10 protein-coding genes are annotated in these 12,814 nt (G+C 61.3%); 5 read left to right on the top strand and 5 right to left on the bottom strand.

Annotation, left to right across the window (positions count from 1 at the left end):
* Positions 1–65: 65 nt before the first annotated feature.
* Positions 66–1,403, bottom strand: a complete 1,338-nt coding sequence (locus tag G5315_RS03335) for a peptidoglycan DD-metalloendopeptidase family protein (protein ID WP_421332432.1) — start codon at positions 1,401–1,403, stop codon at positions 66–68.
* 109 nt (positions 1,404–1,512) lie between these two features.
* On the opposite strand from G5315_RS03335, the gene tyrS reads away from it, so the two are divergent.
* A complete protein-coding gene (gene tyrS, locus G5315_RS03330; protein WP_041208119.1) occupies positions 1,513–2,712 on the top strand; it encodes a tyrosine--tRNA ligase in 1,200 nt (399 codons plus the stop codon).
* A 25-nt stretch (positions 2,713–2,737) separates the two neighbouring features.
* Here the strand turns inward: tyrS and G5315_RS03325 are convergent, their stop codons facing one another.
* Positions 2,738–3,673 carry a LysR family transcriptional regulator gene (locus G5315_RS03325; protein WP_421332431.1) on the bottom strand — a complete coding sequence of 312 codons (936 nt, stop codon included), beginning with the start codon at positions 3,671–3,673 and terminating at the stop codon, positions 2,738–2,740.
* Positions 3,674–3,781: 108 nt separating this feature from the next.
* On the opposite strand from G5315_RS03325, the gene budA reads away from it, so the two are divergent.
* Both budA and alsS read left to right on the top strand, forming a co-directional pair.
* Positions 3,782–4,576 carry an acetolactate decarboxylase gene (gene budA / locus G5315_RS03320; protein WP_421332430.1) on the top strand — a complete coding sequence of 265 codons (795 nt, stop codon included), beginning with the start codon at positions 3,782–3,784 and terminating at the stop codon, positions 4,574–4,576.
* Positions 4,577–4,594: 18 nt separating this feature from the next.
* Complete coding sequence (gene alsS / locus G5315_RS03315; protein ID WP_005338504.1) at positions 4,595–6,265, top strand: acetolactate synthase AlsS; 1,671 nt, start codon at positions 4,595–4,597, stop codon at positions 6,263–6,265.
* Between the two features lie 115 nt (positions 6,266–6,380).
* Here alsS and G5315_RS03310 read toward each other — a convergent pair whose 3' ends face one another.
* Both G5315_RS03310 and G5315_RS03305 read right to left on the bottom strand, forming a co-directional pair.
* Positions 6,381–7,793 carry an MATE family efflux transporter gene (locus G5315_RS03310; protein WP_421332429.1) on the bottom strand — a complete coding sequence of 471 codons (1,413 nt, stop codon included), beginning with the start codon at positions 7,791–7,793 and terminating at the stop codon, positions 6,381–6,383.
* A 73-nt stretch (positions 7,794–7,866) separates the two neighbouring features.
* Positions 7,867–8,805, bottom strand: a complete 939-nt coding sequence (locus G5315_RS03305) for a LysR family transcriptional regulator (RefSeq protein WP_042055187.1) — start codon at positions 8,803–8,805, stop codon at positions 7,867–7,869.
* Between the two features lie 498 nt (positions 8,806–9,303).
* Here G5315_RS03305 and G5315_RS03300 point away from each other — a divergent pair, with 498 nt between their 5' ends.
* Positions 9,304–10,596 carry an HAAAP family serine/threonine permease gene (locus G5315_RS03300; RefSeq protein ID WP_005338498.1) on the top strand — a complete coding sequence of 431 codons (1,293 nt, stop codon included), beginning with the start codon at positions 9,304–9,306 and terminating at the stop codon, positions 10,594–10,596.
* A 66-nt stretch (positions 10,597–10,662) separates the two neighbouring features.
* Here the strand turns inward: G5315_RS03300 and G5315_RS03295 are convergent, their stop codons facing one another.
* On the bottom strand, positions 10,663–11,691 hold the full coding sequence (locus G5315_RS03295) for an MBL fold metallo-hydrolase (RefSeq protein WP_421332428.1): 1,029 nt from the start codon (positions 11,689–11,691) through the stop codon (positions 10,663–10,665).
* Between the two features lie 155 nt (positions 11,692–11,846).
* Between G5315_RS03295 and G5315_RS03290 the strand changes: the two genes are divergently transcribed.
* On the top strand, positions 11,847–12,746 hold the full coding sequence (locus G5315_RS03290; protein WP_421332427.1) for a LysR family transcriptional regulator: 900 nt from the start codon (positions 11,847–11,849) through the stop codon (positions 12,744–12,746).
* Positions 12,747–12,814: the final 68 nt, after the last annotated feature.

Raw genomic sequence — 12,814 nt, 5'->3', positions numbered from 1 at the left:
CAGAGCCATGCGCAGGCAAAATAAAAAGGGCTGACGGGGCCGCTACCCCGCCAGCCCTGAAGGCTTTAGTTGCCGCGACTCTCCCGCTTGTTCTGGGCCAGCTGCAGCTCGGGGCTGTCGAGCTTGGCCAGCTGCGGTGTCGCCAGTTTTCTGAAGTTGGCCAGCTCGCGTCCGCTCAGGGACTCCGCCTGCGGCAGGTTGAGGGTGCGCGGGTTCTTGTGTACGCCGCCCACCACGAACTCGTAGTGCAGGTGAGGGCCGGTGACGCGACCGGTGCCCCCCAACAGGCCGATGGTCTGCCCCTGTTTGACCCGCTGCCCCTTGTTGACTGTGCGTTTGGAGAGGTGCAGGTACTTGGTCACATAGTTGCCGGCATGCTTGATAAAAACGTAGTTGCCGTTGAACTGGTTGTAGCCCGCCGCCACCACGTTGCCGGAGCCCGCCGCCATGATGGGAGTGCCCACCGGCGCCACATAGTCGATGCCGTTGTGGGGGCGGATCTTGCCTGTCACCGGATGGAGACGGCGCGGGTTGAAGTTGGAGCTGATGTATTTGAAGTTGACCGGCGCACGCAGGAAGCTCTTGCGCATGGCTTTGCCTTCCGGGGTGTAGTAGTTGCCATCTTCATTGAGCACGGCGCGGTAGGCGGTGCCCTGGTTGACGAACTCGGCGGCCAGAATATCGCCGGAGGCAACCCGCTCGTCATCGCGGAACTTGTCCTCGTAGACTACCCGGAAGCTGTCGCCCGGCTGCAAGTCCTGGGCAAAGTCGATGTCCCAGCCGAAGATGGCGGCCAAGTCCATGATCTGATCCTCGGTCATGCCCGCCTCGACAGCGGAGCTCCAGAAGCTGGAGCGGATCTCCCCCTTGGTCACCTGTTCACGGGTGTCGAGGGCGATCTTGACGCTGCGGGCGACGAAGGTGTCATCCTTGCGGCTCACCTTGAGCGCCTGTTCGAGGCTGTGGGGGTAGTAGAGGCTGTGCAGCTGGCCATCTTCGGTCAGCTTGAAGGTGAGCTCCTGCCCCGGCTGCAGCATGCGCAGCGGGTTGCTGTCATCGAGCTGGTCGATCAGGTGCAGATCCGTGGTGCTGAGGCCCAGACGCTGGAAGATCACCCCCATGTTGTCGCCGCGACGCACCTTCACCTGCTTGGTGATATAGCGCGGCTTGGGCGGGGTGGCCGGTTGCACGGCATCTGCGGTGATGTCGTCCTGGGGCAGATTGTCGTCGCTGTTCTCTTCCTGTTGCTGTCGCAGGGCAATCTCGTTGCCGTTTTCATCGACCCGGGTGGCGACCGCCTGTTCGCTGGGCCAGGCCGCCAGCATCATGATCATGATGCTCAAAATCAGCACCATCTTGCGGTGCCAGTGAGGGAGAGAGTTGAAGGCGTGCCAAATAACCATGAGATGCAGATGAAGTCGGGCAGAATGGACGGATTTTACAGCCTTTCCAATTGGCCCGCCATTCCAGTAATATGTTTGGCCCTGTGGAATCGTGATGGAGAGTCAAAAAATGTCCCAGCTCGAGGTGGCGCTAGCCGAGATCAAGCGCGGAGCGGAAGAAATTCTGGTTGAAGAGGAACTGGTTGCCAAGTTGAAGGAAGGGCGCCCGCTGCGCATCAAGCTGGGCATGGACCCGACGGCCCCCGACATTCACCTGGGTCACACCGTGATCCTCAACAAGCTGAAAACCTTCCAGGATCTGGGCCATGAAGTGATCCTGCTGATCGGTGACTTCACTGCCATGGTGGGTGACCCCTCCGGCAAGAACGCCACCCGTCCGCCGCTCTCCGAAGAGGCGATCAAGCACAACGCCCTCACCTATGCCGAGCAGGCGTTCAAGATCCTCGACCCGGCCAAGACCCGCATCGAGTACAACTCCAGCTGGCTGAGCGAGCTGGGTGCGACCGGCATGATCAAGCTGGCGGCCAAGCAGACCGTGGCCCGCATGATGGAGCGCGACGACTTCAAGAAGCGCTACAGCAACGGCCAGTCCATCGCGATTCACGAATTCCTCTATCCGCTGCTGCAAGGCTATGACTCGGTCGCGCTGAAGGCGGACGTCGAGCTGGGCGGTACCGACCAGAAGTTCAACCTGCTGATGGGCCGCGAGCTGCAAAAAGATGCCGGCATGGCGACCCAGTGCGTGCTGATGATGCCGCTGCTGGTGGGTCTGGACGGCGTCAAGAAGATGTCCAAGTCCGCAGGCAACTACATCGGCGTCCATGACGCTCCGGGCGAGATGTTCGGCAAGATCATGTCCATCACCGACGATCTGATGTGGAACTACTACGAGCTGCTCTCCTTCCGTCCGCTGGCTGAAATTGAAGAGTTCAAGGCAGGCATCGCTGCCGGCACTCTCAACCCGCGCGACGTGAAGATCTGGCTGGCCAAAGAGATCATCGCCCGTTATCACGACGAAGCGGCGGCCGAAGCGGCCCACGAAGATTTCACCCAGCGCTTCTCCAAGAACGCCATTCCGGACGAAATGCCGGAAGTCGAGCTGGCTCTGGAAGGCGAAGGTCTGGCCATTGCCAACCTGCTGAAAGATGCCGATCTGGTGGCCACCACCTCCGAAGCGCTGCGGATGATCAAGCAGGGCGCGGTCAAGGTGGATGGCGAGAAGCTGGAAGATGGCAAGGCACTCATCGGTGCCGGTACCGCCGTCTATCAGGTTGGCAAGCGCAAGTTCGCCCGCGTGACTGTCAAATAAGCCGTCGCATCAGGCAAGCTGGCCATCAAACCGGTTCAAGCTTGTTCAACAGGGCCTCCTTCGGGAGGCCTTGTCGTATCTGGGCGGCACGGATCTGGGCGATAAAGTGCCGCAGCACGGCACTACCTGGATGCGGCCGTGTCGCCAGACTGATACTGGTCATCATGCTGTTGCCCTCAATGGGGTGATAACTGACCCCGAGCGGGCGCAGCGCCGCCACCGAGCTGGGCACCAGAGTCACGCCAAAGCCCGCCTGCACCATGCCGACGGTAGAGATCACCTGCGGGCATTCGGGCCCCAGTATCGGCTCAAACCCCGCCTCCCGGCAGAGGCCCACGATGCCGTCATAGAGCCCGGGCCCGATGGCGTGGGGAAACAGAATAAAACTCTCGTCCTTCAGGCTGGCCAGTGGCAAGGGGCCCGGCTTGGCCTTGGGGTGGCTGGTCGGCAGGGCGATCAGCAGCGGCTCCTGCTCGATAAGGTGATGGGCAAAGCCCTCGCTACCCCGGCAGGGCAGCCGCAAGATGGCGGCGTCCAGCCGATCGTTGCGCAGCGCCTCCACCAGTGCCGGCATGGTGCCCTCCTGCGGGCTGAGGGCCACCTCGGGGTAGCGCTCCCGATAGTCGTGCAACAGGGTCAGCACCGCAGGGTGGAGCACGGTGGAACCGGCAAAGCCGATCCGCAGCGCCCCCTGCTCGCCCCGGGCAATCCGTTTCACCTTAAGTTTTGCCGCATCGGCCAGCGCCAGGATCTGCGCCGCATCCCGATAGAGGCTTTCGCCCGCCTCGGTCAGCTCGACACTGCGGGTCAAACGGCGCAGCAGCGGGGTGCCCAGAGTCTCCTCCAACTTGCGGATCTGCTGGCTCAGCGGCGGCTGGGCCATGTTGAGTGATTCGGCTGCGCGGGTGAAATTCTGCTTTTCAATAACGGCCATGAAGTAGCGGAGCGTACGAAGTTCCATATCGATTGAGTCTCAAAGTCATGGGATCAGCGTATTGGTGTTGAAATGTGAACCAAGTCACCATTGGATCCGAACGCTAACAGGATTCACGGTGGAGGTGAAACCCGAATGGAACATATTGCAACATCTGACAGTGCCGGGTGCAGCTGTGCCCTCGAAGTGAGCCAGCAGTTTTCCCGCTGGCGCAGGCAGCATGACGGTGGCGAGATCTACCAGAGTTCCCTGATGAGCGCCCTGCTGGCCGGGGTCTACGAAGGGGAGACCACCATGAGCGAGCTGCTGCGCCACGGCGACTTTGGCCTCGGCACCTTCAATCACCTCGATGGCGAGCTGATCGCCTTCGAGCGGCAGATCCACCAGTTGCGCTCCGATGGCTCGGCCCGGCCCGCCCGTGCCGATCAGAAGACCCCCTTCGCGGTGATGACCCATTTTCGCCCCTGTCTGGAGCGTCGCTTCGATCACCCCCTGAGCCGTGACGAGATCCACCAGTGGGTGGATCGGCTGGTGGGCTCCGACAACGTCTTCGTTGCCCTGCGCCTCGACGGCCAGTTTGAAACGGCCAAGGTACGTACCGTGCCGCGCCAGGAGCCCCCCTATCGCCCCATGCTGGAAGCCATCGAACAGCAGCCGCTGTTCCGTTTTGCCGCGGTGGTGGGGACTCTGGTGGGATTTCGCTGCCCGCCGTTCGTGCAGGGGGTCAATGTGGCGGGCTTTCACGAACACATGATCACCGCCGATCGCAAAGGGGGCGGCCATCTGCTCGACTACACCATGGCCCACGGCACCCTGCGACTTTCTGTGGTGCGTCACCTCAATCTGGCCCTGCCATCGGATCCCGCTTTCCGGCAGGCCGACCTCAACCCCGCCGATCTCGATCGCGCCATTCAGGCCGCCGAAGGCTGATAGACAAGGAGCAATATCATGGAAAACAGACAGTGGAAGTGCGGTGCCGAGCTGGTTGTTCGTCATCTGGAGGCGCAAGGGGTCAAGCAGGTGTTCGGTATTCCCGGTGCCAAGATTGACCGGGTGTTCGATGCGCTGGAGGACTCTCCCATCGAGACCATAGTGGTGCGCCACGAGGCGAACGCCGCCTTTATGGCGGCCGCCGTGGGGCGCCTCACCGGCAAGGCGGGGGTGGCGCTGGTCACCTCGGGCCCCGGCTGCTCCAACCTTATTACCGGGTTGGCGACTGCCACCTCGGAGGGGGACCCCATGGTGGCGCTGGGCGGTGCGGTGCGCCGTGCCGATGGCCTCAAGCTCACTCATCAGAGCATGGATACGGTCAACCTCTGCCGTCCGGTCACCAAGTTCAGCGCCCAGGTCAATAGCGGGGCGGCGATCTCGGAAGTGATGGCCAACGCCTTTCGCGCTGCCGAGCTGGGACGGCCGGGGGCGGCGTTTGTCAGCCTGCCGATGGATATCATCAACAAGCCGGTGCAGGGCAATGTGCTGGTGCCCCGTGAAGTGCCGGAGCCGGGCTGCGCCGACGAACAGAATATGGAGCAGGCATTGACCCTGCTGCGCAACGCCCAGAATCCGGTGGTGCTGCTCGGCCTGATGGCGAGCCGGCCGGAAAATGCCGAAGCGGTACGCGCCTTCCTCGACAAGGCGCGGCTGCCGGTGACCGGTACCTATCAGGCTGCCGGGGTGGTGGACAGCTGCCACTTCGATGATTTTGCCGGACGGGTGGGGCTGTTTAACAACCAGCCGGGGGATCAGCTGCTGGCAGGGGCCGATCTGGTGATCTGCATCGGCTACAGCCCCATCGAGTACGACCCCGTGCTGTGGAATGGCGACAGGGAGCGGCGCATCCTCCATATCGACGTGCTGCCTGCCGATATCGACAGCAGCTACTGCCCGACCGCCGAGCTGGTGGGGTCGATCCGCGCCAACCTGTTGCAGCTGACCCGCATCATGGGCAATCCGAAAATCCGCCCCCCCGAGGTGGATCGGCTGCTGCAAGGGGTACGCCAGCAGCGGCTGCGACTGGCGATGCGGGCCGACGATCTGCACGGCAATCCGGTTCACCCCTTGCGTATCGTGCGCGAGCTGCAGGATCTGGTGCGCGACGACATGACACTCTGCGTCGACATGGGCAGCTTCCATATCTGGATTGCCCGCTACCTCTACAGCTTCCGCGCCCGTCAGGTGCTGATCTCCAATGGTCAGCAGACCATGGGGGTGGCACTGCCGTGGGCCATCGGTGCGGCGCTGGTGCGGCCGGGTGAGAAGGTGATCTCGGTATCGGGGGATGGCAGCTTTATGCAGTCGAGCATGGAGCTGGAGACGGCGGTGCGGCTCAAGAGCAATATCGTTCACATCATCTGGGTCGATAACGGCTACAACATGGTCGCGATGCAGGAGCAGCAGAAGTATTGCCGCACCTCCGGCGTCTCTTTTGGCCCCATCGACTTCAAACGCTATGCCGAATCGTTCGGGGCGGCCGGTTTCGCGGTGCGTTCGGCCGACGAGCTGCGCGCCACCCTGCGTGCTGCGCTGGCGGTGGAGGGGCCAGCTGTGGTAGCCATTCCGGTGGATTACTCCGACAACCCGGGGCTGATGGCCCAGCTCAGGCCAGAAGTATTGGCATAAGTGTGGGCAGCGGTGTTGGCCTGAATCCCTGTGTAAGGGCAGGCAGACCCGCCCATATAGCAAAAACCGGCATCAATGGATGCCGGTTTTTTATTGTTTTGCGGGATTGGTGGCCTTAACGGGCCAGCTGGACGGCGGCGCGTGCGCGGGCCGGTTGCGGGCGACGCTTGTTTTTTGGCGCGCAGGCCATCTTCAGGCGCAGCCACTCGCGCCACAGCAGCCAGCAGAGCGGCAGGGTGAGCAGCAGCACGGTGGCGGGCTGGGCCATCAGCACCCCATCACGCCCCCACAGTTGCGGCAGCAGGAAGATGAGCGGCAGCAGCAACACGGTTTTGGCGATGGAGATGACCAGCGCCTGACGGGTACGCGCCATGGATTGCAGCTGCACGATGCCGAACATGATGATCCCCTCCAGCGGAATGGCGCCGAGGTTGAGGGTCAGACTGCTGATGGCGGCGGCCAGCAGCTCGGGATCCTTGTCGCCGGTATAGAGCATGGCGACCTGTCCCGGCAGCAGCTGGATGGTGAGCCACACCAGCATGCCGTAGATAAAGGTGAACTTGAGCCCCATCTCCATCAGGTACTTGAGGTTGCGGTGGCGCTTGGCCCCTGCTGCTTTGCTGATGAGCGGCTGAATGCCGAAGGCGAGCCCCTGCAGGATGACGATAAAGACAGCTTCGGTGTAACCGGCCACGGTAAAGCCCGCCAGATCCTTCACATTGCCGTACACCATCAGCTGGCTGTTGTGCAGCATCAGCAGCAGGCCGAGGTTGAACTGGGCAATCAAGCTCGGCAGACCGGTAAAGAGCAGGTGCGGCATGGCGGGGAGGTTGGGCACCAGATCCCGCCAGCTGAGGCGCAGCCGCGCCCAGGGGGTAAAGAAGTAGCCTAGGCCGATCAGGCTCACCGCACCCTCTGCCATCAGGGTGGCTTGCGCGGTCCCGATCAGTCCCAGCCCCAGCCGACCCACCATGATGTAGTTGAGGATGATATTGAGCACGGCGCCGCTGCTCACCAGCACCATGGCCAGTTTCGGGCGACCATCGTTGCGCAGCAGATAGGGCACCGCCAGATTGCTCGCCAGCAGCAGGGTACCGCCGCCAATCCAGGTGAGGTAGTCACTCGCCTGTTTCCAGGTCTCGGTGCCCTGTTCAATCCCCAGCCCCAGCAGGATATCGGTGTGGGTGTAATAGAGCAGCACCGGCGCAACGCCCCCGAGTCCGGCCAGCAGCCAGAGGGCGTTGACCAGCGCCTGACGGGCCAGCGTGTCGTTTTTCGCCCCTTGCTGGAAGGAGATGGCAGTGGCCGCCCCCATGCTGATCATGGCGGCCAGACCGATCAGCACCATGATGACCGGATAGACCAGGTTGATCCCGGCGAGGCCAGCGGCACCGACATAGTGGCCGACGAAGATGCCGTCGATGAGGTAGTAGGCCCCCGAGACCAGCATGGCAAGAATGGAGGGGAGGGCGTAAGCCCAGAAGCGACGGGTCATGGCCCGTTGCCGCAGTGTTAAATAGGCAGACATATCTGTTCTCTCGGGGAGTTCGATTATCGAACAGCTAGTCTAGATTAATACTTATTTGGTGATAATCAGGGTTTCACTTGATGAATTGCTGAGTATTACTCACTAATCCGGGGTTTTGGTAGTGCGCCTTGAGCATGTCGATCAGGATGCGCAGCCCGCTGCCCAGCTGATGCCGACTGGGATAGAAGAGGTAGAAGCCGGCAAAGGTGGGACACCAGGGCTCCAGCACGGTGAGCAGTTTCCCTTCCGCGACCTTCTGGCTTACCTCCTCTTCCAGACAGTAGGCCAGTCCCAGCCCCGCCTCGGCGGCGCCCAGATAGAGGGCCGGGGTACTGGTGGTGAGCGGCCCGGTCACTTCGATCTCCAGCATGGTGCCGTCGGCGGCAAAGGCCCAGCGATAGTGATGGTGCGGAGTGAGGCGATAGCCGATGCAGGCGTGGCGGCTCAGCTCGCTCGGGTGCTCCGGTGTTCCGTGCTCCGCCAGATAGGCCGGGGAGCCCACCACCAGATAACGCTGGGGCGGGCCGAGGGGGATGCCGATCATCTCCTTGGGCAGCAGATCGCCATAAAAGAGCGCGGCATCGTAACCATCCTCAATCAGCCGGGGCATCAGCTCCTGCTCCACCACCTCCACCTGCATCCGCGGATAACGGGCCAGATAGTCGATCAGCACAGGTGCCAGCAGGCTGTCGATGGCGCCGCGCGGAGCGCAGAGCTTGAGTCGTCCCACAGGTTCATCGCTGTTGCGGGCCAGCTCGCAAAGCGCCTCTTCAAGAGTATTGAGGGTGGGGAGCAGCTGCTTGAGCAGCCGCTGGCCCGCTTCGGTCGGTACCACGGCGCGGGTGCTGCGGTTGAGCAGCCGCACCCCCAGCCTTGCTTCCAACCCCTTCAGGCTGTGGCTGAGGGCGGAGGCGGAGACCCCGAGTTCGAGGGCGGCCTTGCTGAAACTGCGGTGACGGGCGACGGCGGCAAATACCGCCAGTTCGGCGAGATCGGTACGGGTAATGGTCATCATCAATCAACAAAAAGGCGTGAGTCACAAGGGTACGCCAAGGCCGTGCTGCACACAATCCGCGCTAAACGGGTGGCTTGTTGCAAATATGTAGCTGCTCGCAGGCCATTGATTCCAGTGAAACTAAGTTGAATTGTTAAAAAAAACTCACAATAAGGCGCTTTGAGTGTGATCTTGGTCGTCCGAAAGGCGACCAAAATCAAACTTTGGTTGATTAATTCAAAAAAACGCTGTGATTAATAAGGGCATTTAATTAAAGTCAGCCCATCAAGAGTGGCGCACGTTAATCGGTTGTTAAGTGAGACGGGCGCCGACCCTCAGGGTCAAAATCTCGCACTGTTGTTTGTTGCAATCCTGTTGTCACAAGGAGTGATGGCCAGGTTGCCGGGGGGCGAGAGGTTAATATCAAGGACGGACAGCAGGCGTTCCAGGGAGATGGAACCGGGCCAAGGCCCGACCAAACAAGAATCCCATTTTCCTAGATGACAGGAACAACGTATGTCTGACATGAATATTGCAGCTGATGGTCGTTTAGCCAGCAACACCTCCCGCGGCGTCAACAAGGCCGATGTGGTCTGGATGCTGGGTCTGTACGGTACCGCGATCGGTGCCGGTGTGCTCTTCCTGCCAATCAACGCCGGTGTCGGTGGCCTGTGGCCGCTGGTTGCCATGTTGATCCTGGCGCTGCCGCTGACTTTCTTTGCTCACCGTGGTCTGACCCGCTTCGTGCTGTCCGGCTCTACCCGTGATGGCGACATCACTGAAGTAGTAGAAGAGCACTTCGGCAAGACCGCAGGCAAATTCATCACCCTGCTCTACTTCTTTGCCATCTACCCGATCGTGCTGATGTATTCAGTCGCCATCACCAACACCGTCGAGAGCGTGATTGTTCACCAGCTGGGCATGTCTGCACCTCCCCGTGCCGTTCTGTCACTGGCCCTGATCCTCGGTCTGATGGCGGTTGTTCGTCTGGGCGGCCAGGTTATCGTCAAAGCGATGAGCGTGCTGGTATTCCCGTTCGTACTCACCCTGATGGGTCTGGCGTTCTACCTGATCCCGCACTGGAACGGTGCCATCATCACTGAAGCTCCGGCCCTGTCCGACGCCTTCAACGGTGACTTCATCAAGACCCTGTGGCTGGCTATCCCGGTAATGGTGTTCTCCTTCAACCACTCCCCGATCATCTCCTCCTTCGCGGTGGACAACAAAGGTCGTTACGGTGAAGGTGCCGAGAAGAAGTGCAGCAACATCCTGCTGGGCGCCCACGTCATGATGGTGATGACCGTTATGTTCTTCGTATTCAGCTGCGTACTGAGCCTCTCCCCGGCTGACCTGGCTGCTGCCAAAGAACAGAACATCTCCATCCTGTCCTACCTGGCCAACCACTTCGATAACCCGGTTATCGGTACTGTGGCTCCGCTGATCGCCATGGTTGCCATCAGCAAATCCTTCCTGGGTCACTACCTGGGTGCGCAAGAGGGCATGAACGGCCTGATGGCCAAGGCGCTGCGCGAGAAGGGCAAGAACGTTGACACCAAGCAACTGAACAAAGTCACTGCCGTGTTCATGATCCTGACCACCTGGGCCATCGCCACCATCAACCCGAGCATCCTCGGCATGATTGAAGACCTGGGCGGCCCGATCATCGCAATGCTGCTGTTCCTGATGCCGATGTACGCCATCACCAAGGTTCCGGCCATGCGCAAATACGCTGGCAACATCAGCAACGGTTTCGTGACCATCATCGGCCTGATCGCCATGTCCGGTATCATCTACAAGCTGATTGCCTGATAACGTCGGTTACCAAGTTGAATGAAGAAGCCGCCTCGCAAGAGGCGGCTTTTTTATGGCCGGGATTCAGGATTGGGCATTGTCGATATTCTCCGACTGCCAGAGGGCGTAGCCCTTGCCGGAGGCCGTGGTGGGCAGATCAATCTGCATCAGGTCGTTGCCGATGACAAAGGGGCCCGAGTAGCGGGCACGCAGATCCTGCGCCAGATCTTTGACCCTGATCTTGCCGTTGAGGCCGATATGGCTGAACACGGTCAGCGCCGGTTTGGCTTCGTTCATTACCCGGGCCGCCTGCTCTGGAGAGGCGAGGTGACCGGCGATCGCCTTGTAGCCGGGGTTGGCCTTCATCTGCTCGGCAGAGGTCATGGAGACGCAGTGCACCAGCAGATCGGCCCCTTTGGCCTGCTTCACCACTTCGGGGCTGTAGCGGGTATCGCCGGAGAGCACCACGCTATGGCCGTGATAGTCGATGCGATAGCCGAATGACGGCTTGATGTTGACCCCGTGGTCGTTGTCAAAGGCGGTTACCTTGACCCCGTCATGGTTGTAGACCACCCCGGCGGTAACCTCGTGGCTGTTGATCTCCACCCCATCCAGCGGCGTACCCTCATCCTTGACCCGGGTGGCGATGTCGGTGGCGTAGGCCTGCTGCAAGCCACGGGCGAGAGCTGTGGTGCCTTTGGGGCCGTAGAGTTCCATCGGCGCGTGGCGCTGGCCATAGGCCGGTTGCAGCCAGCCGGTCAGCCAGAGATCCGCCAGCCCGTTGGTGTGGTCGGAGTGAAAGTGGGTGAGGAAGAAGGCGTTGATCCGGCCGATGGGGATATGCAGCTGCCACAGGCGAGTGGCGGAGTTGCGGCCAAAATCGAACACCAGCTTCTGGTTGCCCGCCTCGACCAGAGTGCTGTAACCGCCACGGCTGATCTGGGGTACCGGAGTGCCGGTGCCGAGCAGGCTGACCCGAAAGATATCGGGCCGGGCTTGAGTTGCTGAGGCAGGGGCATGATCGTGGTTGCTTATAAAGCTGCTCTCGGCAGCCTGACTGGCGCCGCTGGCCAGCAGACCGACCAGTAATGCGGCCAGATAGGTGCTTTTCATGGGAATTTATCCTGTGGGGAAGGGACGGCATCACTGTATTGGTAACTAAAAGTTGAATAAATTGGCTAAAATCCATTTATTACTAAACTTTTGGTTGTGAATCTGGGCCCTGGTCGCGGGACAAACGGCCTTGAAACGGGCAAAAAGGAGGGGTTGTGGACCGATTGACCAGCATGCGTATCTTCACCCGGGTGGTGGATCTAGGCTCCTATAGCGCGGTGGCGAGCGAAGAGGGGATCAGCGCCCAGATGGTGGGCAAGCATGTGCTGGGGCTGGAGCAGTGGCTGGGGGGCAAGCTGTTTCACAAGACCACCCGCCAGCAGACCCTCACCGAACTGGGCCAGCTGTTTTTGGCTCGCTGCCAGCGGGTACAGGAGGAGATGGCACTGACCGAGTCGCTCACCCAGAATCTGCTGGCCGAGCCGGCCGGACGGCTGCGCATCGCCGCCCCCCTCAGCTTTGGCCACCACCGGCTGGTGCCGCTGCTGCCCGCTTTTCTCGACCGCTACCCCAAGCTGGATCTGGATCTGCAGCTCACTCCTCGCTGGGTCGATCTGGTGGAGGAGGGGTTCGATGCCGCCATCCGCACCCTGCGCCCGCAGGATGAGGCGCTGATCGCCCGTCCGCTGCTGACCCAGCACTACCGGCTCTGCGCGGCCCCCGACTACCTCAATCGCCGCGGCGTGCCCCGTCATCCGGCCGATCTTGCCCGCCACCAGTGTCTGCACGGCAACTGGGGCGAGCACGAGCGCTGGCAGTTTGTTGGCGAGGATGGCCAGAGCGAGGAGGTGCGGGTCGCCTCGCGCCTGCGCATCAATCACTGGCCAGCCTTGTTGACGGCTGCGCTCTCGGGGGCTGGCATCACCTTGCAGCCAGCCGAACAGGTGAGTGACCATATCGCTTCGGGGCGTTTGCTGCCGCTGCTTGGCCGCTATCAGAGCCCGGCCAAGACCCTCTACTTCATCTATCCGGCGGCGCGGCGGCAGGTGCTCAAGATCACCCTGCTGGGGGATTTTCTGGCCGAATCCCTGCAAGCTGGGCCCGAGCCTGAATAAAAGGCTGCATATTCTCGCCGCCGCGCTTAACCATCGTGCTTAACAAAGGGGCGGAGCAGGCCTAACAT

The sequence above is a fragment of the Aeromonas sp. 603607 genome (assembly GCF_049171595.1).
Taxonomy (GTDB): domain Bacteria; phylum Pseudomonadota; class Gammaproteobacteria; order Enterobacterales; family Aeromonadaceae; genus Aeromonas; species Aeromonas veronii.
The sequence above is the reverse complement of the archived record's forward strand: the minus strand, read 5'-3'. Positions and strand labels throughout refer to the sequence as shown.